Annotated in this window: 19 protein-coding genes; 8 read left to right on the top strand and 11 right to left on the bottom strand. The window is 64.8% G+C overall.

Annotation, left to right across the window (positions count from 1 at the left end; translation table 11 throughout):
* Nucleotides 1-4: 4 nt before the first annotated feature.
* From C2862_RS15340 to C2862_RS15330, 3 genes are all read right to left on the bottom strand, one after another.
* Complete coding sequence (locus C2862_RS15340) at nt 5-1,321, bottom strand: MFS transporter (protein WP_136221000.1); 1,317 nt, start codon at nt 1,319-1,321, stop codon at nt 5-7.
* A 32-nt stretch (nt 1,322-1,353) separates the two neighbouring features.
* Nucleotides 1,354-1,869, bottom strand: coding sequence for a gluconokinase (locus tag C2862_RS15335; RefSeq protein ID WP_229467452.1), 516 nt, complete (start codon nt 1,867-1,869; stop codon nt 1,354-1,356).
* A gap of 146 nt (nt 1,870-2,015) precedes the next feature.
* On the bottom strand, nt 2,016-3,038 hold the full coding sequence (locus tag C2862_RS15330; protein WP_136220999.1) for a LacI family DNA-binding transcriptional regulator: 1,023 nt from the start codon (nt 3,036-3,038) through the stop codon (nt 2,016-2,018).
* 176 nt (nt 3,039-3,214) lie between these two features.
* On the opposite strand from C2862_RS15330, the gene can reads away from it, so the two are divergent.
* A complete protein-coding gene (can, locus tag C2862_RS15325) occupies nt 3,215-3,892 on the top strand; it encodes a carbonate dehydratase (RefSeq protein WP_136220998.1) in 678 nt (225 codons plus the stop codon).
* A complete protein-coding gene (locus C2862_RS15320) occupies nt 3,889-4,263 on the top strand; it encodes a nucleotide pyrophosphohydrolase (protein ID WP_136220997.1) in 375 nt (124 codons plus the stop codon). Before can ends, C2862_RS15320 begins: the two co-directional genes overlap by 4 nt.
* Before the next feature lie 151 nt (nt 4,264-4,414).
* On the opposite strand, the gene C2862_RS15315 is transcribed toward C2862_RS15320, so the two are convergent.
* From C2862_RS15315 to C2862_RS15295, 5 genes are all read right to left on the bottom strand, one after another.
* Entirely contained in the window at nt 4,415-6,136 is a 1,722-nt protein-coding gene (locus tag C2862_RS15315) for a carboxylesterase/lipase family protein (protein ID WP_136220996.1), read from the bottom strand.
* Nucleotides 6,137-6,333: 197 nt separating this feature from the next.
* Complete coding sequence (locus C2862_RS15310) at nt 6,334-6,606, bottom strand: hypothetical protein (protein WP_136220995.1); 273 nt, start codon at nt 6,604-6,606, stop codon at nt 6,334-6,336.
* On the bottom strand, nt 6,607-8,061 hold the full coding sequence (gene gabD, locus C2862_RS15305) for an NADP-dependent succinate-semialdehyde dehydrogenase (protein ID WP_136220994.1): 1,455 nt from the start codon (nt 8,059-8,061) through the stop codon (nt 6,607-6,609). It lies immediately after the preceding gene.
* Between the two features lie 79 nt (nt 8,062-8,140).
* Complete coding sequence (gene uraH / locus C2862_RS15300; RefSeq protein WP_136220993.1) at nt 8,141-8,551, bottom strand: hydroxyisourate hydrolase; 411 nt, start codon at nt 8,549-8,551, stop codon at nt 8,141-8,143.
* Between the two features lie 23 nt (nt 8,552-8,574).
* Nucleotides 8,575-9,069, bottom strand: a complete 495-nt coding sequence (locus C2862_RS15295; RefSeq protein ID WP_136220992.1) for a heme-binding protein — start codon at nt 9,067-9,069, stop codon at nt 8,575-8,577.
* Nucleotides 9,070-9,186: 117 nt separating this feature from the next.
* Here C2862_RS15295 and C2862_RS15290 point away from each other — a divergent pair, with 117 nt between their 5' ends.
* The 5 genes from C2862_RS15290 to C2862_RS15270 all read left to right on the top strand — a co-directional run bounded on the left by C2862_RS15290 (nt 9,187) and on the right by C2862_RS15270 (nt 15,180).
* Entirely contained in the window at nt 9,187-9,879 is a 693-nt protein-coding gene (locus C2862_RS15290) for a heavy metal response regulator transcription factor (protein ID WP_136220991.1), read from the top strand.
* Nucleotides 9,876-11,237, top strand: coding sequence for a heavy metal sensor histidine kinase (locus C2862_RS15285; RefSeq protein WP_229467451.1), 1,362 nt, complete (start codon nt 9,876-9,878; stop codon nt 11,235-11,237). The genes C2862_RS15290 and C2862_RS15285 overlap by 4 nt, the downstream gene beginning before the upstream one ends.
* A 205-nt stretch (nt 11,238-11,442) precedes the next feature.
* On the top strand, nt 11,443-12,201 hold the full coding sequence (locus C2862_RS15280; RefSeq protein ID WP_136220989.1) for a gamma-glutamyl-gamma-aminobutyrate hydrolase family protein: 759 nt from the start codon (nt 11,443-11,445) through the stop codon (nt 12,199-12,201).
* A 122-nt stretch (nt 12,202-12,323) separates the two neighbouring features.
* The gene (locus tag C2862_RS15275; RefSeq protein WP_136221024.1) at nt 12,324-13,694 is read left to right on the top strand and encodes a glutamine synthetase family protein; all 1,371 of its coding nucleotides are present in this window, start codon (nt 12,324-12,326) and stop codon (nt 13,692-13,694) included.
* Between the two features lie 37 nt (nt 13,695-13,731).
* The gene (locus C2862_RS15270; RefSeq protein ID WP_136220988.1) at nt 13,732-15,180 is read left to right on the top strand and encodes an aspartate aminotransferase family protein; all 1,449 of its coding nucleotides are present in this window, start codon (nt 13,732-13,734) and stop codon (nt 15,178-15,180) included.
* A gap of 87 nt (nt 15,181-15,267) precedes the next feature.
* Here the strand turns inward: C2862_RS15270 and C2862_RS15265 are convergent, their stop codons facing one another.
* Nucleotides 15,268-16,728 carry a sodium:solute symporter family protein gene (locus C2862_RS15265; protein ID WP_136220987.1) on the bottom strand — a complete coding sequence of 487 codons (1,461 nt, stop codon included), beginning with the start codon at nt 16,726-16,728 and terminating at the stop codon, nt 15,268-15,270.
* 131 nt (nt 16,729-16,859) lie between these two features.
* Here C2862_RS15265 and C2862_RS15260 point away from each other — a divergent pair, with 131 nt between their 5' ends.
* Nucleotides 16,860-18,347 carry an aldehyde dehydrogenase gene (locus C2862_RS15260; protein ID WP_136220986.1) on the top strand — a complete coding sequence of 496 codons (1,488 nt, stop codon included), beginning with the start codon at nt 16,860-16,862 and terminating at the stop codon, nt 18,345-18,347.
* Nucleotides 18,348-18,391: 44 nt separating this feature from the next.
* Here the strand turns inward: C2862_RS15260 and C2862_RS15255 are convergent, their stop codons facing one another.
* The gene (locus tag C2862_RS15255; protein ID WP_136220985.1) at nt 18,392-18,865 is read right to left on the bottom strand and encodes a hypothetical protein; all 474 of its coding nucleotides are present in this window, start codon (nt 18,863-18,865) and stop codon (nt 18,392-18,394) included.
* 255 nt (nt 18,866-19,120) lie between these two features.
* Complete coding sequence (locus C2862_RS25275; protein WP_168710073.1) at nt 19,121-19,621, bottom strand: hypothetical protein; 501 nt, start codon at nt 19,619-19,621, stop codon at nt 19,121-19,123.
* Nucleotides 19,622-19,736: the final 115 nt, after the last annotated feature.

The raw sequence follows: 19,736 nt of genomic DNA, 5'->3' as shown, positions 1-19,736 counted from the left end.
TGGCTCAGGTGGCAGGCAAGGCGTTGGCGCGGGCCTGCGGCTCCGGGATCGGCTCGATCTTGCCCATCACGAAGACAAAGCAGACGATGCCGATTACCAAAATCACACCAGCAACAAAGAACGCATTCGTGAAGGAATTCGTCGCTCCGACGATGATACCGGTGACGATGGGCGCGGCCGCTCCCATCAGGTTGTTGGCGAAGTTCATGATGCCGCCGATGGTGCCGGCGCCGCCTTTCGGGGCGATCAGCGAGGGCAGGGACCAGCCTACCGGCGCCGCCGAGGCCAGTCCGCCGAGCGCGATCGAGATCCAGAAGATCGCCCAGGCCGGATTGGTGGTCTGGGTCGCGCCGAACACGGCCAGGCCGAACATCATCCCGACCACCAGCACGGTTTTACGGACCTTGGATTCGTCCTTGCCCTTCTTGACCAGGTGGTCGATCAGCCAGCCGCCGACGAACAGGTCGGTGAGCGTGGCGAAGGCCCAGGGGATGGCGGCATAGCCGGCCGACTTCAGGATGCTCATGTGCATGGTCTGGACCAGGTAGCCGGGCAGCCAGGTCAGGAACAAATAAAAGGTGTAGCCGTAGGCGGCGAAGCCGATGGTCAAGCCCCAGACTTTGGACCGGGTGAGCAGGTAGCCGAGCATGCTGACGGCGCCGGCGTCGGACGGGCCTTCCGGCGCACCGCCGTTGTCCTTGATGTAGGCGTATTCGGCCTTCGAGAGCCGGGTGTCGGCGCTTGGGTCGCGGTAGAAGAAATAAAAGGCGAAGAAATAGCTGAAACTGAGCGCCGCGGTCAGTGCAAAACCCCAGCGCCAGCCCAGGGTCACCACCGTGATCGCCACCAGCGGCACGCCGATCACGTTGGAGAACTTGGCGGCGGCATCGAAAATGGCGGTGGCCAGGCCGCGCTCGTTGCGCGGGAACCAGTAGCCGGTCGCCTTGGCGCTGACCGGGAAGGCCGGCGCCTCGGCGATGCCGAGCAGGACACGGGCGGCGAAGATGCCGGCAAAGCCGCTCGAGAGCGCGGTAATGACCGAGGCCATGCCCCACAGGAAGGCGCCCCAGCGGCCCACCCGGGTAGGGCCGAAGCGGTCCATCACCATGCCGACCGGGATTTGCAGCAGCGAATACGACCAGGCGAAGGCACTGAACAGCAGGCCCATTTCGACAGCCGTCAGCGCGAACTGTTCCTGGATTTGCGGCCCCGCGACCGACAGGCCGATGCGGTCGATGTAGTTGACCAGCACGCCGATGCCGAGCAGTGCGCCGATGCCCCAGCGGCGGCGGCCGATGCCTTTGGTGGATGTGAATCTCATGTTGTCTCCTTGAATGTCATTGTGGATGGGCTCTAGCGGCCCTGGGTGTGCAGGATTTCCTGTGCCAGGTCGGCGGGATCCTTGACGATGTCGAGCCGCAGTCCCTGTTCGTCCGGCCCCAGTGGTTCGAGGTCGGCCAACTGGCTGTCGAGCAGGGAAGTGGGCATGAAGTGGGCCGTGCGCGCCAGCATGCGCTGGGCGATCAGGGGCCGTGCGCCGTCCAGGTGGACGAATTGCAGGGCCGGATCGGCCTCGCGCAGCAGGTCGCGGTAGCGCCGCTTGAGGGCGGAGCAGGCCAGCACCAGCCCCTCGCCGCGGGCATGGGCGGCGGCGATTTCGTCGCGCAAGGTGGCGAGCCAGCCGGCCCGGTCCGTATCAGTGAGGGGAATGCCGGCGGCCATCTTGGCGACGTTCTCGGCGGGATGGTAGGCGTCGCCTTCGAGGAAGGGCACGCCGAGCGCGGAGGCGAGGCGCCGGCCGACTTCGCTCTTGCCGCAGCCAGATACGCCCATCACCACCCAGCGCAGGGGAGGCTTGCTGTTGTTCATCGAAACTGTCTCGTGTTGGGTTGACGCTTTTGGTAGCGCTAACATTTTCGGGCAAGTCTACGCCGACGAGAAAATTTGTAAACAATTATTTATGCTGCAATGCAGCGTGCGCGCTGGAGCGCGTAGCAAGCAAAAGCCGCGTGGAATCAGGCGCTTTCGCGCGCCATCAGGGTGAAGCCGAGGTCGATCCGGGTCTGGGCAGGAACGGTGCCCTTGATGATAGCGCGCAACAAACTGGCCGCTTCATAACCCACGCGGTAGCGCGGGGTGCCGATGGTGGTGACGGACGGATTCATCCAGGCCGAGGCCGGCAGATCGTTGAAGCCGCAAATGGCCAGGCGCTCCGGTACGGCGATTCCGCGCCGCTGGCACTGGTAGATCGCGCCGTGGGCCAGGTCGTCGTTGCAGCAGAAAATCGCGTCGCAATCCGGGGTGACCGCCAGCATGCGGCCCAGCAGTTCGGCGCCAAGTGCGATGGTCGACGGATCGGACACCATGGTTTCCAGCTGTGGATCGTAGAGGCCGGCTTCCTGCATCGCCTTGCGATAGCCCTCGGCGCGCTTGAGCGTACGCTCGTCGAGCTGGGCGCCCATGAAACCGATGCGTTTGCGGCCCTTGTCGATCAGGTAGCGCGTCATGGTATAGCCCGCCTGCAGCTGGGAAAAGCCGACCGAGTAGCGGTTCGGATCGCTGGCCAGGTCCATCATCGACACCACGGGCAGGTTCGAGCTGGCAAGCAATTGCGTCACTTTCTCGCTATGGGTGAGGCCCGAGAGCAGGATGCCGGCCGGATGCGACTGCAAATAAATGCCCAGCAGCTTTTCCTCTTCCGCATCCGAATAACGCGTGTTGCCGATCAGGATCTGGTAGCCGTCGGCCTCGAGCGCGTCCTGGATGCCGGCCAGCACCGCGGTGAAGACGGCGTTCGAGAGCGAGGGCACCAGTACCACGATGACATTCGATTCCGCCGTGGCCAGCGCGCGGGCCGCGCGGTTGGGCACATAGGCCAGGTCGGCAACGGCTTGTTGCACGCGGGCGCGCAGCGCGGCGGACACCTGATCGGGGTGGCTGATCGCACGCGATGCGGTCATCGTGGCCACGCCGGCACGGGCCGCAACGTCGGCGAGGGTGGCGCGGCCGCTGGTGCGGCTTCTGGCGGTCTTGGTCATGGAAACAGAGGCAGGTTTGGTATCGTTATCATACCTTGACTGAAGCATAGGGAAGCAGTGGGCATTGCGACGCTTTCGACTTTCACTGTGTGCTTCCGGTGTTGCGTTTACAATACGCAAAGTTCACCAAATATCACAGGGCGCGTTCCGCGCCTTTCCTTCAGCAGGAGAATCCAATGGCGAAAACACCGACCGGCCTGACAGCTGCCGACCTCTTCGAACGCAACCGCAAGTGGGCGGCCACGATGGTCGAGGAAGACCCGGGCTTCTTCAAGGATCTGGCTTCGCAACAGGCGCCGGAATACCTGTGGATCGGCTGCTCGGACAGCCGCGTGCCGGCCAACGAACTGCTCGGCATGGCGCCGGGCGAGCTGTTCGTCCACCGGAATATCGCCAACGTGGTCGTGCACTCGGACCTGAACTGCCTCTCCGTATTGCAGTTCGCGGTCGACGTCCTGAAGGTCAAGCACATCATCATCTGCGGCCATTATGGCTGCGGGGGTGTGCATGCGGCCCTCACCGATACCCGCGTCGGACTGGCCGACAACTGGCTCGGTCACGTGCGCGACGTGCGCGAAAAGCATGGCAAGTACCTGGGCAACGTGGCCGGCGTCTCGGCCACCAACCGCCTGGTCGAACTGAACGTCGCCGAGCAGGTGATCAACGTGGCGCAGACGACCATCGTGCGCGACGCCTGGGAGCGCGGCCAGCCGCTGACAATCCACAGCTGGGTCTACGGCGTGCACGACGGCCTGCTGCGCGACCTCGGCATTACCGTCAGCAGCTTCGAGGAAATCGCACCGAAGCTGGCCTCGGTGCTGGACGGCTACCGCGACCGCGGGGAAGAGCTGTGAGTGAAGCAGCCGGCCCGGGAGAGCTGGCCCGGCTGCGCGAGCTGGTGCGCACTTTCGTGGACGAGCGCGACTGGGACCAGTTCCATACGCCGAAGAATCTGTCGTCGGCGCTGGCGGTCGAGGCGGCCGAGCTGCTCGAACATTTTCAGTGGCTGCAGCATGGGCGCATCGAGGAACTGGGCGACGAGAAACTGGTGCAAGTGCGCCATGAGATGGCCGATGTGCTGGTCTACCTGGTGCGCCTGGCGGATAAACTCGACGTCGACCTGATGGCGGCGGTCGAGGAAAAGATGCTCCTCAACCGCGCCAAGTATCCCGCCGACAAAGTGCGCGGCGACGCGCGCAAGTATTACGAATACAAAGACGTTTAACGAGGCAGTTGCGTACGTAGGGTGGGCTCTCCGAGCCCACGCGTTACGCACGTTCCCACTGTGCGTTGGCTGTGACCTATCGCCGTATGGTGGTCAAATCGTCCGCACGTAACGCGTGGGCACGGGTGCCCACAGGCAGGGAACAAGGCCGTTAGAACGTCACGATTCTTCCCCAAGCTGTCGTGCACTTGTGGTCCGCATCGAAGCTCGTCAAGGCTCTTACTCCGCCACCCGAGGCTACATCCAGCCCCAGCACCCGATTGTCCGTTACCGTGAACGCCGGCCACTCCGCCGGCACGCTGCCGCCGCTGTTCGGATTGCCCGTCTTCGCAAAATTGCTCCAGTAGGTCGTCATCGCCGTCTGCAGCGTGCGCCGTTCCTCGTTGCGCAGGTCTCCCAGGTTGTACAGGTATTGCAAGTCATACGAGTGCGCGGCGCCCTGCGGGAAGCTCAGGTAGTAATTGCCGTTCGCCACACCGACAGTCGGCAGCGCCGTCTGGTCGCGGAATTCGTACATGTAGACCGGTGAACCCTGCGCGGCGATGCGCTGCGAGGTGCGTAGCGCCGGGCAGGAGAAGCCGAGGTCGGTCGCCAGGCTTGATGCGGCCAGGCTCGGCTGGGTGGCCGGATTGCTGCCGTAGTTCGACAGCGGATAGAAGTTCGCAATGACCGCGTTCACGTCGATGCCGGTGCCCGCGGTCAGGCCGGCGATCGTTGGCGCATAGCCGGCGGCCGGCAGCGAGAAACTGGTGTTGGCCGGGTCGAAGTTGGCAGCCGCGGCGCGGCGCCCCGCTTCGTTGATGGCGATGTACAGCGCATACTCGTCCTCGTTGGTGCCGTTGACGGTCGGCACCTTGATGTTTTCGCCGGCGGCGAAAGTCGCCTTGACCGACTTCGGCAGCACTTTGCCGTCCACCGAGGGCACCATGATCGGTAGCGCCGTGCTGATGGCGTTAGCGAGATAGGTGCGGATGACCGAGTCCGGCAGGCTGCGCAGGCAGGCGGCCGTGACCGCGCCGGGATCGCAGTTGATGCCGGTGACGCCCGCTGCCCTGGCGCTATTGATCGCGGTGTCGACGATGGACTGGCTGACCGCCCCCATCTGCGCCGCGCTCAGTTGGCGGTCGTTGCCGTAGTTCCCGCTCTGGATCATCGCCTTCTGGAACAGGCCTTTCGAGCCGGGCGAGGCGAGGTGCGTCATGACGCTGAAGCCGCCGGCCGACTCGCCGAACACGGTGACGTTGTTCTTGTCGCCCGCGAACTGGACGATATTGTCCTGTACCCATTTCAATGCCGCCTGCTGGTCCATGATGCCGTAGTTGCCGGCGGCGCCGTCCTGCGCCAGCGTCGGGTGCGCGAGGAAGCCCATCGCGCCCAGGCGGTAGGCGACGTTCACGACGATCACGCCCTTGGTGACAAGCGGCGAGGGATCGGCATACACCGAGGCGCCGCCCGTATTGAAAGCGCCGCCATGCAGGTTAACCATGACCGGGAACGGGCCGAGTCCGGTCGGCGCGTGCACGTCGAGGTAGAGGCAGTCTTCGCTGTCGCCGGACAGGCGGAAGGGGCTGGCGCTCGTTTGCAGGCAGGGCGCCGCCGATTTGGTGGCGGCCAGCGTCGCCGTCCAGGGCTGCGCCGGCGCCGGCGCTTGCCAGCGCCGCTCGCCGACGGGAGGCGCCGCGAAGGGAATGGCGAAATAGCTGCGCATGCCGAGGCGGTCGACGGCGCGGACTTCGCCGCCGGCGGTGCGCACGACATCCATGGCGACGCGCGACGGCGGTGCCGTGTCGTTGTCGTTACCGCCGCAGGCGGCAAGCAGTACGACGACGCTCGAGGCGAGCAAGGGTTTCAGGTGCCGGGGGTGTTTCAACACGTTCTTTTCCACTGCATGTCTCCTGTTATGTTGGCCCGTGACGTGGGTCAATTGATCATAACGACTTATTGAACAGTGCGGAGCGAAGACGGCGCGCAAGGACGCCGGATCATGCAGCGTGGGTAAGAGGGGTGCAGTCAGCGGTGGTCGGGCCCGAGGATGCCGTCCGAACTGCCGATGCCGAGGATGTCCATCAGCTACTCGAGCGCGCTGCGGAACTGCGTGCGCGCTTCCAGGTCTTCGCCCTCGACGGCCTGCAAGGCGTCCCGGAACTGCCGCATCACCCAGAACTTGGTCGGATGCGCCGCCACGCCAGCGAGCAGGCGATCGAGCAGCGCATCCAGCTGGGCGCCGGCCGGGTTTGCGGACCGCGGCCGCTCACGGTAGGCCCGCAACGCGTCGAGCACCCGCGGCACAATGAACAGCGGGGCGTCGACGACGCTGGAGAGCGGATCGCGCGTGATTGTCATTCAAACGCCGCCCATGCAGATGTATTTCACGACCAGGTAATCGTCCATCCCGTAAATGGAACCTTCGCGGCCCAGGCCCGATTGCTTGACGCCGCCGAAAGGCGCGACTTCGGTCGAGATCAGGCCGGTGTTCACGCCCACCATCCCGGTCTCGATCTGCTCGGCCACGCGCCAGACGCGCCCGATGTCGCGCGAATAAAAATAGGAGGCCAGGCCGAACTCGGTGTCGTTCGCCATGGCGATCACCTCGTCCTCGGTCTTGAAGCGGAACAGGGGCGCCAGCGGTCCAAAGGTTTCTTCGCGCGCGACCGCCATGCTGGCATTGACGTCGGCGAGAACGGTCGGCTGGAAGAAGCTGTGGCCGAGTTCGTGGCGCTTGCCGCCCAGCAGCAGGCGCGCGCCCTTGCCCAGCGCGTCGGCGATGTGCTGCTCGACTTTTACCACGGCCTTCTCTTCGATCAGCGGCCCCTGGTTGACGCCCGCCTCGACGCCGTTGCCGACTTTTAGTTTGCCCACCGCGGTCACCAGCTTCTGCGCGAATTCCTCGTAGACGCCGTCCTGCACGTAGATCCGGTTGGCGCAGACGCAGGTCTGGCCGGCGTTGCGGTACTTGGAGGCGATCGCTCCCTCGACGGCGGCATCGATGTCGGCGTCGTCGAACACGATGAAGGAGGCGTTGCCGCCCAGTTCCAGCGAGACCTTCTTGATCGTCGGCGCGCACTGTTCCATGAGCAGGCGGCCGACGGCGGTCGATCCCGTAAAACTGAGCTTGCGCACCAGTGGGTTGCTGGTCATTTCGCCGCCGATCGCCTTGGCGTCGCCGATCACGACACTGAACACGCCTTTCGGTACGCCGGCGCGCTCGGCCAGCACGGCCAGGGCCAGCGCCGAATACGGCGTCAGCTCGGCCGGTTTTAAAACGATCGGGCAGCCGGCTGCCAGTGCCGGCGCGACTTTCCTCGTGATCATCGCGGCAGGAAAATTCCAGGGCGTGATGGCCGCGCAGACGCCGATCGGTTCCTTGGTGACGACGATGCGGCGGTCCGGCCAGGGCGACTGGATCGTCTCGCCGGCGACACGCTTGGCTTCTTCTCCGAACCACTCGAAGAAGGAGGCGGCGTAGGCCACCTCTCCTTTCGCTTCCGCCAGGGGTTTGCCTTGTTCGGCCGTCATCAGGAGCGCCAGGTCGTCGGCGTTTTCCAGCATCAGGTCGTTCCACTTGCGCAGGACGAGGGCACGTTCGCGCGCGGTCTTCCTGCGCCAGGCCGGCCAGGCCGTGGCGGCGGCCTCGATCGCACGCCGGGTTTCCTGCGCGCCCATGTGCGGCACGGTGCCCAGCTTCTCTCCGGTGGCCGGATTGATCACGTCGACAGTGGCGCCTTCGTTGGCATCGCACCATGCGCCGTCGATATAGGCTTGCTGGCGCAGCAGGGTCGGGTCTTTCAGAGTCAGCATGGGATCCTCGTTAGTATTCAGACACGTTCGATCCCACATGGTAGACCTTTTTCGGTGCGTTTGCCCCGAACGAAACCGCTCAGTTGCCGCGGTAGGTCGAGTAGCCATAAGGGCTCAGCAGCAAGGGGATATGGTAGTGCTGGGCCGTATCGTCGACCTTGAATTCGACGGGGATCTGCTCGAAGAAGGTCGGCTGGCGCAGGCGTGCATAGTGTTCGCCGGTATTGAAAACGATCCGGTAGACGCCTTTGCTGATCGGCTTGCCGGCCGGGTAGAGCGCGCGCACGCGGCCTTGCTCGTCGGTGACGGCATTGCCGAGTGCGCGCCAGGCTTGCCCGTCGCGCTGCTCGAGGGTGACGCCGACCCCGGCGGTGGGTTGGCCGCTCTGCAGGTCGAGGATGTGGACACTGAGCGGGTTGTCGGCAGCGGCGGCCAGCAGGGAGGCGCTTGCCAGGGTGGCGCCGAGGAGGATGCGGGTGATTGTTTTCATGGTGGGTTCCTTCAATGCGATGCTTAGTTGATGGATGGGCGCTCGAACACGGCATTGGTGGAGATGGCCGCCGTCGCGCAGGCATGGTCGTTGCGCGCGCCGCCGCCACCGGCCACGCCGATAGCGCCAACGACCTGGCCCTGCACACGCAGCGGCACGCCGCCGCCCAGCAGCAGGAGTTCGGGTAGGTAGGCCAGGTTGCGCGCATCGGGCTCGGCGGCGGCGTTTCTCGCCAGGTCGAGCGTGGCGCTGCGGGTCGATAAAGCCGTGTACGCCTTACGACGGCTAGCTTCGGTGTTATGCGGGCCGACACCGTCGGCGCGCTGGACGGCGACCAGGTTGCCGCCGCGGTCGACGAGGGAGACGACGATGGCGCGTCCCTGCGCCGCGCAGGCGGCGACCGCGGCGCCGGCAAGACGATTGGCGGCCTCGAGTGACAGGTCGGTGAGCTGGGGTAGCGCGGCCGAGGCCGGCTGGGCGAGCAGGGCGGCGCACAGCGCCAGGATGGGCTTGACCATGGAATTCCTTCGTTCGGTGATGCGGCTACTGTAGAGGCGCCTACCCCACAGGCGCGTGACGCGAAGATGACAATTCCGTCATGTTCGAACCAAGGAGCGCAGCTTAGAATGCGTCGCATGCACATCCTCATCATCGAAGACGAACCGAAGACCGGCGACTACCTGCAGCGCGGCCTGCGCGAGTCCGGTTTCACGGCCAGCCTGGCGCGCAACGGCCGCGATGGCCTGCACATCGCCGGCGAGGAAGAGGTGGACTTGGTCGTGCTCGACGTGCTGCTGCCGCGCATGAACGGCTGGGAGGTGCTGGCCGCCCTGCGGGCGAACGTGGCGACGGCCAGGCTGCCGGTGCTGTTCCTGACTGCGCGCGACGAAGTGCAGGACCGGGTGAAAGGGCTCGAACTGGGCGCCGACGATTACCTCGTTAAACCCTTCGCCTTCGTCGAACTGGTCGCCCGCATCCGCACCCTGCTGCGGCGCGCGCCGGTGCGCGAGGACGAATTGCTGCGCGTGGGCGACATGGAGATCGACGTCATCGCCCGCAGCGTCAAGCGCCAGGGCAGGGCCGTTGCACTGACGGCCCAGGAATTCAACCTGCTGCACCTGCTGGCGCGGCGCCAGGGCCAGGTGCTGTCGCGTTCCCTGATCGCGTCGGCGGTATGGGACATGAACTTCGACAGCGATACCAACGTCATCGATGCCGCGATCCGGCGCCTGCGCCGCAAGATCGACGATCCCTTCGCCCTCAAGCTGATCCATACGCGGCGCGGCATGGGTTATGTGTGCGAGGCACAGGCGGAGCCGTCCGCGTGAAGGGTTCGCTCACCCTGCGTGTCAGTCTCGCCTTCGTGCTGATCGTGGCCGCCAGCGCGGCGGGACTGGGCCTCTACCTGTATCACGCCTTCACCGGCGAGATCGTGCGCCGCGACGAGATCGCCCTGCGCGGCAAGCTGCGCCAGGTCCAGCAGCTGCTCGGTACGCCGGACGCCCAGACCCTGCTGCACGAACGGCCGCAATATTTCCGCGACACGATGAGCGGACAGGAGAATGCGCTGGTGCGCATCTTCGATGCCGCCGGCCGACTGCTGCTCGACATCAATCCATTGGACGAGCGCTATCCGGTGCCCTTGCTCGCCGAGAGGGTGGAGCAGACGCCGGTCGTGGCCTGGACCAGCCGCGCGGGTGCGCCGGCCCAGGTCGTCTCCGGCAGTGCCCGACTGGGCGGACAGCCGGTGCGCATCGTCGTGGCGCGCGTGTATGCCGACCGCACGGCCATGTTCGCGCGCTACCGGCGCCAGATCGTGCTGGCCTGTGGGGCAGCGGCCGTGCTGGCCGGCCTGCTGGCTTTCCTGATGCTGGTGCGGGGCCTGCGGCCACTGCGCGCGATCGCGGCCCACGCCGCCCTGGTGCGGCCTGGCCGCCTCGACAGCCAGCTCGACAGCGCAGGCGCACCCAGCGAGCTGCAGCCCCTGATCGGGACCCTGAACGCGATGCTGACGCGCCTGCACGACGGCTATACGCGCCTGTCCGGATTTTCCGCCGACCTTGCACACGAGTTCCGCACCCCGGTCAACAACCTGCTCATGCAGACGCAAGTGGCGCTGGCGCATCCGCGCAGCCAGAGGGAATACGAGGAATTGCTCGCCTCGAACGTGGAAGAATTGGAACGCCTGTCGCGCATGGTCGACAGCATGCTGTTCCTGGCGCGCGCCCAGCAGGAAGACGTGGTGCCGGTGCGCCAGCTGCTGTCGATCGAGGACGAGTTCGCCCGCATGGCGGAATTTTTCGAGGGCATGGCCGAAGAGCGCGAGCTCGAGCTGGCCTGCGCCGGCGTTGGCAGCGTGCAGGCCGATGCCCAGCTGCTGCGCCGCGCGCTGGCGAACCTGCTGTCGAATGCGATCCGCCACGCCCATCCAGGGACCACCGTCACCCTCGCGGCCGGCGTGCACGCAGGCTGGACCGAGCTGACGGTCACGAACCAGGGCGATCCGATTGCCGCAAGCGACCTGCCGCACCTGTTCGAACGCTTTTATCGGGCCGATGCATCGCGCGGCGCGGGCTCGACCGGGCTCGGCTTGTCGATCGTCCGCGCCATCATGATCCTGCACGGCGGCCGGGCAGAAGTACGCATCGCGCCGGGAACGGTCAGCTTCGTCTTGCTATTTCCTTGAAGCAAGCGCCGCTGCCGGGGCAGCCGTGTTGGCATGCTTCTTCAGTTAACGTTACCCTTTTGCCATGAAACTGCGAATTCGTTAGCAGATCCGCACGCTGTTTGCGCAGTAAAAGCATCGTGTTTGATCTGGATTAATGGCCTCTCGCGCTCGGACCAGATTGCTCGTATGATGATCCCAGTGCGCTCACGACAAGGTAGACACCATGCGCCCCATCGTCATCGTTCCAGCATGCACGCGTGATTTCGGCGAACACCCGTACCACGCGGCCCAGCACAAGTATGTCGACGCCATCGTCCTCGGCGCTGACTGCGCGCCCATGATCCTGCCGTCCCTCGGCAAGGACCTGGACCTGGAGACCATGCTGCAGCTGTGCGATGGCATCATGCTCACCGGTTCCGCTTCCAACGTCCACCCCAGCTATTACTCCGAAGAGGTGCTCGACCCTTCGCTGCCGCAGGATCCGGCGCGCGACGAAACGACCTTGCCGCTGATCCGGGCGGCGGTCGGACGAGGCATCCCGATCATTGCGATCTGCCGCGGTTTCCAGGAGATGAACGTGGCCCTGGGCGGCTCGCTGCACCAGGCGGTGCAGCTGGTGGAGGGTAAATTCGACCACCGCGAAAACCCCGAACTCGGCATGGATGAGCAATACGGCGATGCCCACAAGATCACCCTGGTCCAGGGCGGCATGCTGCACGGGATCGTCGGCGCCGATGAAATTCCCGTCAATTCCCTGCACGGACAGGGCGTCAACGAACTGGCGCCGGGGCTGGTGATCGAAGCGACCGCCGAAGACGGCCTGGTCGAAGCATTCTCGGTCGGCGCCGCACCCGGCTTTACGCTGGCGGTGCAATGGCACCCGGAATGGCGCATCACGCACAACCCGTATTCCATGAAGATGTTCGGCGCCTTCGGCCAGGCTTGCCGCGACTACCGCGCCAAAAAGCAGGGGCGATCATGACCACTGGCGTCCATTGGGAAATGCGCTGGGTGGCGCGCGCCGTTCCCTAGCTTGCCTCGTTCTCTCCCCACGTGCAGGACGCGCGTCGCGTCCTTGCGACTTCGAACAATTGAGAGGCAATGATGGCAATCCGCGAGAATTTTTCCTACACCGACATGGACGAGTGGCTCAATGCCAAGCGCGTCACCGAAATCGAATGCCTGGTCCCCGACCTGACCGGCGTTGCCCGAGGCAAGATCCTGCCCCGGGTTAAATTTACCGAAGAGCGCGGCATGCGCCTGCCGGAAGCCGTGCTCGGCATGACCGTGACCGGCAACTCGCCGGTCGGCGACGAGGCCTACGACCAGGCCATTTCCAGCACCGACCGCGACATGATCTTAAAAGCCGATCCGACTACCATCACGATGGTGCCGTGGGCGGTCGATCCCACCGCACAGGTGATCCACGACTGTTATTTTGCCGATGGCGAGCTGGTCGACTTCGCCCCGCGCTCGGTGCTGCGCCGGGTCTTGAAACTATATGCGGAGAAGGGCTGGAAGCCGCTGGTGGCGCCCGAACTCGAGTTTTATCTGACGGCGAAGAACATCGACCCTGACTTGCCGCTGGCCGCCCCGATCGGCCGTAGCGGCCGCGCCGAAACCAGCCGCCAGGTCTACAGCATCGACGCCGTCAACGAATTCGATCCGCTGTTCGAGGACATCTACGATTACTGCGACCTGATGAACCTCGACGTCGACACCCTGATCCACGAGATCGGCGCCGGCCAGATGGAAATCAATTTCCAGCACGGCGACCCCCTGGGCCTGGCCGACAAGGTCTTCTATTTCAAGCGCACCCTGCGCGAAGCGGCGCTGAAGCACGACATGTACGCCACCTTCATGGCCAAGCCGATGGCGGGCGAGCCAGGCTCGGCGATGCACGTGCACCAGAGCGTGGTCGATGTGAAGACCGGACGGAATATCTTCAGCGGCGAGGACGGCAAGGAATCGAAGCTGTTCCAGCAGTACATCGGCGGCCTGCAGCGCTACATGCCCTCGGCCATGGCGATCGTCGCGCCCTACGTGAATTCCTACCGCCGCATCGTGCGCCACACGGCCGCGCCGATCAACCTGCAGTGGGGCATCGACAACCGGACGGTCGGTTTCCGGGTGCCGGTCTCCGGTGCCCAGGACCGCCGCATCGAAAACCGCATCATCGGCGCCGACGCCAATCCCTACCTGGCCCTGGCCGTGACCCTGGCCTGCGGCTACCTCGGCATGGTCGACGCGCTCGAGCCGACCCCGATCGTCGAAGGAAGTGCCTACAAGATGCCTGTCGAACTGCCGCAAGGCCTGCCGGAAGCATTGAATCTGGTGCGTAACGAAACGCGCCTGCGCGAAGTGCTGGGCGACCGTTTCATCGACGTTTATTCCGCGATCAAGGAACTCGAGCACCAGGAGTTCATGACCGTGATCAGCCCATGGGAGCGCGAACACCTGCTACTGCATGTCTGACCAAACTAGGGTTTTCTAAACTAAAAGAGGTGCCATCATGGCAACCGACGAAACGGCGGTCCTTGCCGCCAGCATTGCTTCCTTGGGTCCATCTGGTGTGGCGGCGTTCGACACGCGCGCCATCCAGGAGCTCGACGCGGCCCACTTCCTCCATCCCTTCACCGATCACGCGGCGCTGCGAAGTCGCGGTGCGCGCGTCATCGTACGCGGGCAGGGCGTGTACCTGTGGGATTCCGACGGCCACCAGCTGATTGACGGCATGTCGGGTCTCTGGTGCGTGAACGCGGGTTACGGCCGCACGGCGATCTCGCAGGCGGTCTACCGCCAGATGGAAACGCTGCCTTTCTATAACAGCTTCTTCAATACCACCAACGTCCCGGCCGTGCAGCTGGCGGCCGAACTGGTGGCGCTCGCGCCGCCCCAGTTCAGCCACGTGTTTTTCACCGGCTCCGGCTCGGAAGCGAACGACACGATCGTGCGCATGGTGCGCCGCTACTGGGACATCCTCGGCCAGCCCGAGCGCCAGGTCATCATCAGCCGTCACAACGCTTATCACGGCAGCACCATGGCCGGGGCTTCGCTGGGCGGCATGGCCGGCATGCACGCCCAGGGCGGACTGCCGATCCCGGGCATCCGCCACATCGGCCAGCCGAACTATGCCGAACACGGGCAGGGCCTGAGTGAGAACGCCTTCGGCCTGGTGGCGGCCGGCTGGCTGGAAGACGAGATCCTGGCAGTCGGGCCGGACAAGGTGGCCGCCTTCATTGGCGAGCCGGTACAGGGCGCCGGCGGCGTCATCATTCCGCCGCCGACCTACTGGCCGGAGGTGCAGCGCATCTGCGACAAGTACGGCATCCTGCTGGTCGCCGACGAGGTCATCTGCGGCTTCGGGCGGCTCGGCACCTGGTTCGGTTCGGAACTGATGGGCATGCGGCCCGACCTGATCAGCTTTGCCAAGGGCGTCACCTCCGGCTACGTGCCGCTCGGCGGCGTGCTGGTGGGAAAACGCGTGGCGCAGGCCCTCATCGAGCAGGGCGGCGATTTCAACCACGGTTTTACCTATTCCGGCCACCCGGTCGCCTGCGCGGCGGCGCTGGAAAACCTGCGTATCCTGCGCGAGGAAAAGCTGATCGAGAACGTGGCGCTGGAAACCGGGCCGCATTTGAAAGCGGCATTCGCCGAGCTGGCGACGCATCCGCTGGTCGGTCACGCCGAGAGTTGCGGCATGGTGGCGGGGCTGAACCTGGTGCGCGAGAAGGGGACCACGGTACACGACTGCGTGCGCTTCGATCCGGCGCTGCACGTCGGCATGGTCTGCCGCGGCTACATGTTCGACAATGGCGTCATCATGCGCGCGGTGGGAGACCGGATGATCGTCGCACCGCCGCTGGTGATGACGAAGGCGGAGATCGACGAGATGGCGCTGCGGATCTGGAATTGCCTGGATCTGACGCTCGCCGAATTACGAACGCGTGGATGGATGTAGGCCGTAGGGTGGGCGCCCCGTGCCCACCAAAACGATGCGCCAACGCGGCGCATGTTCTCGGTGGGCACGGGGCGCCCACCCTACCGCTTACGCGTTGACCTGGATATGCTTCGGCGCTTCCGTGCGGTTCTTGAGCACCTGCGGGGCCAGCGAACCGACGAACATGCCGGCAAATGCCGCCAGCAAGCCGGCCAGCTGCCCCGGGAAGACTTCGCCCAGCGAGGAAATCTGCGGGAAGAACAGGATCCACACGAACAGGCCGGCCGCGATCGAGAAAATCGCGCCCTGGGTCGTCGCGCGCTTCCAATACAAGCCCATGACCAGCGGTACGAAGGCGGCGACCAGGGTCACCTGGTAGGCCGAGGACACCAGCTCATAAATCGAGGTGCCTTCCATCGCGATCGCATAGGCCAGCACCAGGGCCGCGAAGATCACGATGGTCATGCGCATCGCGAACAGCTGCTGCTTGTCGTTCATGCCGGGACGCAGATTCTTGAGGATGTTTTCCGTAAAGCTGGTCGATGGCGCCAGCAGCGTCGCCGACGAAGTGCTTTTAATCGCCGAGAGGAGGGCGCCGAAGAACAGGATCTGCATCACCAGCGGCATTTTCGTCATGACGAAGGTCGGCAGCAGGCGCTGGTAATCGTTCTTGGCGATGTCCATGGCGTTATCGCCCATCACCACGACCGCGGCGGCGACGATGAACATCGGCACGAAGCCGAACAGGATGTAGCTGGCGCCGCCGATCACGGCGCCGGTGCGCGCCGTCGGGGCGTCCTTGGCCGACATCACGCGCTGGAACACGTCCTGCTGCGGGATGCTGCCGAACATCATGGTGATGGCGGCGCCGAAGAAGAAGATGATGTCGGTGAAAGTCGGCTCCGGCCACAGGCGCCAGAGGTCGGCCTGCTGCGCCATGCCGAGCACGCGATCGGCGCCGCCGGCGAGGTCGGCCGCGAAGAAGGCGATGACCGACATGCCGATCACCAGCACGATCATCTGGACGAAGTCGGTGAGCGCGACGGCCAAGAAGCCGCCGACCACGACGTAGATCAGCACCGCCAGGGTACCGATCACCATGCCCATGGCCGGCGCCATCGCGCCATTGGTCAGCACCGAGAATACGAGGCCCAGCGCCGTGATCTGCGCCGCCACCCAGCCCAGGTAGCTGAGGATGATGGCCACCGAGCAGAACACCTCGATGCCCTTGCCGTAGCGCTGGCGGTAATAGTCGCCGATGGTCAGCAGGTTGAGCTTGTACAGTTTAGTGGCGAAAAACAGGCCGACCAGGATCAGGCAGGTGCCGGCGCCGAACGGGTCTTCGATGACGGCATTCAGGCCGCCCTGCACGAACCTGGCGGGGACGCCCATCACGGTCTCCGCCCCGAACCAGGTGGCGAAGGTGGTGGTAATCACCATGATCAAGGGCAGGCTGCGTCCGGCCACCGCGAAGTCGCTGGTATTCTTGATGCGCGTACCCGCCCACACTCCCCGCGCGAGCGTGCCCAAGAGGTAGAGCACGACACAGGTAATCAAGGTGTAGTTCATTTAGAAGCAGCTCCGGGGAGTGAAAAATTATCGGGCGGAAAATCGGCGATTATAGCGGCAGAAGCCCGTCGTAGGATGGGGTCTGCGCCGTTTTTCCTCGTGTTTTTATTCAGTTTGAAAGGAACACTGGCATGCCAACAACACCATGGCAGGAACGGGCCGCCACGCTGCGGATCGATGGCCGTGCTTTCATCGATGGCGAACGGCTCGATGCCCGCTCGGGCGCCCGCTTCGATTGCGTTTCTCCGGTCGACGGCCGCAAGCTGGCCGAGGTGGCGCGCTGCGACGGGCCTGATGTCGACGCGGCGGTTGGCGCCGCCCGCGCCGCTTTCGAGGATCGGCGCTGGGCGGGAAAGGCGCCCAGCGAGCGCAAGAAGATCCTGGTCCGCTTTGCCGACCTGATGCTGGAACACCGCGACGAGCTGGCGCTGCTGGAAACCCTCGATATGGGCAAGCCGATCCGCTACAGCCGCAGCGTCGACGTCCAGCTGGCCCAGAACTGCATCCGCTGGTACGGCGAGGCGATCGACAAAGTGTATGACCAGGTCGCGCCCACGGGCGAGGACAGCCTGGCCCTCATCACGCGCGAGCCGGTCGGCGTGGTGGCGGCCATCATTCCCTGGAATTACCCGATGTTGATGGCGGCCTGGAAGATCGGCCCGGCGCTCGCCGCCGGCAACAGCCTGGTGCTGAAGCCATCGGAAAAGGCGCCATTGACGTCGCTCAAGTTGGCCGATCTGGCACTGGAAGCGGGCGTGCCGCCGGGCGTGTTCAATGTGTTGCCCGGCTTCGGCCAGGAAGCCGGCCGCGCGCTCGGGCTGCACATGGACGTCGACTGCATCGCCTTCACCGGCTCCACCCGCACCGGCAAGGACATCGTGCAGATGGCGGGCCAGTCGAACCTGAAACGCGCCTGGACGGAATTGGGCGGCAAGTCGGCGAATATCGTCTGCGCCGATTGCCCCGATCTCGACGCCGCGGTCGCCGCCGCCATCGGCTCGATCTATTTCAACCAGGGAGAAAGCTGCAACGCGCCCTCGCGCCTGTTCGTCGAGGCCTCGATCAAGGATGCCTTCCTCGACAAGGCTTTACGCATGATCCCGGACTTCGCGCCCGGTGATCCGCTCGACGACGCCACCGTGATGGGCGCGATCGTCGACCCGGTCCAGATGAAGACCGTGCTCGGCTATATCGAATCGGGCAAGTCGGATGGGGCGCGCCTGCTGGCCGGCGGCAGGGCGGCGCGGGTCGAGTCCGGCGGGCTGTATATCGAACCGACCCTGTTCGATGGCGTCGAGGCGTCGATGCGGATCGCACGCGAGGAAATTTTCGGGCCGGTGCTGTCGGTGCTGTCGTTCACCGAGCTCGACGAGGCCGTGCGCCAGGCGAACGCCACGCCCTACGGCCTGGCGGCGGCGGTCTGGACGAGCGATATCGGCAAGGCGATTCGCACTTCACGCGCGCTGCGCGCCGGCACCGTCCACGTCAACCAGTACGACAACGACGACATCACGGTGCCCTTTGGCGGCTATAAGCAGTCGGGCAACGGGCGCGACAAGTCGCTGCATGCCTTCGATAAATACACAGAGCTGAAGACGACCTGGATCCAGGTCGGGTAAGAAAAAAGCGGGTTCGCGTCGGCGAAACCCGCTTGGCTGCCCGCTCAGGGCTTGTAGTACTTGACGGTGCTCTGCGCCGCGCCGGCGCCGCTGAGGGCAATCTTCGAACCTTCCGGGAAATAAAAGGTATTCGCCGAACCGGTGACGGTGACGGTGGCCGGCGTCGCGCTCGGCTTGAAGACGAAGGTGTTCTGGCCGCCGCCAACGGTGACCGTACCGCCGGCCTGGGCAGCATCGATCCAGAAGCGGTTCAGATTGCCGCCGACGTTGAGATCGGTCGCGCCCTTGAAGCTCAGCTGGTAGTCGCCGCTCGATGCGGTGGTCGACATGCTCGCGGTCGAGACGGGAATCCCCGCAGCCGTGGGCGGCGTCGCCAATGTCGTCGCAGGCACAGCGGCGGCGGGTGCCGGCGGATTGGAAGTCGCGGCCGGTGCGGCACCAGAGCTCGCGCCACCGCCGCCACCGCCGCAGGCAGTAAGCAGGGCGGCAACGAGCACATAGGAAAATGATTTAATCATGACAGTTCATGAAGTTGATTGAGGGAAATTCATCCTAGCAAGCTCCTGATTGCGGCCGCTTCACTCTTGCTACTCAATGATCTGCGCCAATGACCGGGGGGCATATTGCAGCGTATTGCATACGTTTCTCCAAAGGGGGCACCACATTCCCGGCCGAGTTCACGAAGCTGACCATCACCTGGATCCAGCGTGGATAAGAAAAAAGCGGGTTCGCGTCGGCGAAACCCGCTTTCTGTCGTAGCAGATGGCTATTGCTTACGGCTTGTAGTACTTGACCGTGCTCATTTCTGCGCCGGCGCCGTCGAGCTTGATCGGCGAGCCTTCCGGCATGTAGAAGGTGTTGGCCGAACCGGTGACGGTCACGGTGGCTGGGATCGCGGTCGGCTGGAACACGACCGTGTTCTGGCTGCCGCCGATGAGGACCGTGCCGCCCGCTTCGTTCGCGTTCAGCCAGAACGAGTTCAGGTTGCCCGAGGCGGTCAGGTTGGTGCCGCGGTTGAACTGGATGGCCATGGTGCTGCCGGAGCTGTCGGTATTGACCGAGCCGGCATAGAAGCCGATACCGGGAGAAGCCGGACGCGTTGCCAGGGTGGTCGTCGGGGCGGGTGCCGGGGCCGGTGCTGGCGCGGCTGCCGGCGCCACAGCTGGGGCCGGTGCCGACGTTGCACTTGCCGCAGCGGCGGTGCTGTCGCTACCGCCGCCACCGCAGGCGGTCAGGGAAGCGGCGATCAGGATCAGAGGGAAAAAGTGTTTCATGATTCAGGATGCGAAGTTGGCTTGGGGAAACAAATGTTAGCACCACGATTTTCCATGTGGAAATAAATTGCGTGGTTTTGCCGTGTTTCGAGAAAACTGTGCGTTTTTCCCGACA

The organism is Massilia sp. Mn16-1_5, from assembly GCF_004798585.1.
Classification (GTDB): domain Bacteria; phylum Pseudomonadota; class Gammaproteobacteria; order Burkholderiales; family Burkholderiaceae_D; genus Telluria.
The sequence above is the reverse complement of the archived record's forward strand: the minus strand, read 5'-3'. Positions and strand labels throughout refer to the sequence as shown.

Coding starts and splice junctions, on each gene's coding strand:
- C2862_RS15280 (WP_136220989.1), top strand. CDS start 11,443: ATGCGCCCCATCGTCATCGTTCCAGCATGCACGCGTGATTTCGGCGAA.
- C2862_RS15290 (WP_136220991.1), top strand. CDS start 9,187: ATGCACATCCTCATCATCGAAGACGAACCGAAGACCGGCGACTACCTG.
- C2862_RS15265 (WP_136220987.1), bottom strand. CDS start 16,728: ATGAACTACACCTTGATTACCTGTGTCGTGCTCTACCTCTTGGGCACG.
- gabD (WP_136220994.1), bottom strand. CDS start 8,061: ATGCTGACTCTGAAAGACCCGACCCTGCTGCGCCAGCAAGCCTATATC.
- C2862_RS25275 (WP_168710073.1), bottom strand. CDS start 19,621: ATGAAACACTTTTTCCCTCTGATCCTGATCGCCGCTTCCCTGACCGCC.
- C2862_RS15275 (WP_136221024.1), top strand. CDS start 12,324: ATGGCAATCCGCGAGAATTTTTCCTACACCGACATGGACGAGTGGCTC.
- can (WP_136220998.1), top strand. CDS start 3,215: ATGGCGAAAACACCGACCGGCCTGACAGCTGCCGACCTCTTCGAACGC.
- C2862_RS15310 (WP_136220995.1), bottom strand. CDS start 6,606: ATGACAATCACGCGCGATCCGCTCTCCAGCGTCGTCGACGCCCCGCTG.
- C2862_RS15340 (WP_136221000.1), bottom strand. CDS start 1,321: ATGAGATTCACATCCACCAAAGGCATCGGCCGCCGCCGCTGGGGCATC.
- C2862_RS15270 (WP_136220988.1), top strand. CDS start 13,732: ATGGCAACCGACGAAACGGCGGTCCTTGCCGCCAGCATTGCTTCCTTG.
- C2862_RS15335 (WP_229467452.1), bottom strand. CDS start 1,869: ATGAACAACAGCAAGCCTCCCCTGCGCTGGGTGGTGATGGGCGTATCT.
- C2862_RS15260 (WP_136220986.1), top strand. CDS start 16,860: ATGCCAACAACACCATGGCAGGAACGGGCCGCCACGCTGCGGATCGAT.
- C2862_RS15330 (WP_136220999.1), bottom strand. CDS start 3,038: ATGACCAAGACCGCCAGAAGCCGCACCAGCGGCCGCGCCACCCTCGCC.
- uraH (WP_136220993.1), bottom strand. CDS start 8,551: ATGAAAACAATCACCCGCATCCTCCTCGGCGCCACCCTGGCAAGCGCC.
- C2862_RS15295 (WP_136220992.1), bottom strand. CDS start 9,069: ATGGTCAAGCCCATCCTGGCGCTGTGCGCCGCCCTGCTCGCCCAGCCG.
- C2862_RS15255 (WP_136220985.1), bottom strand. CDS start 18,865: ATGATTAAATCATTTTCCTATGTGCTCGTTGCCGCCCTGCTTACTGCC.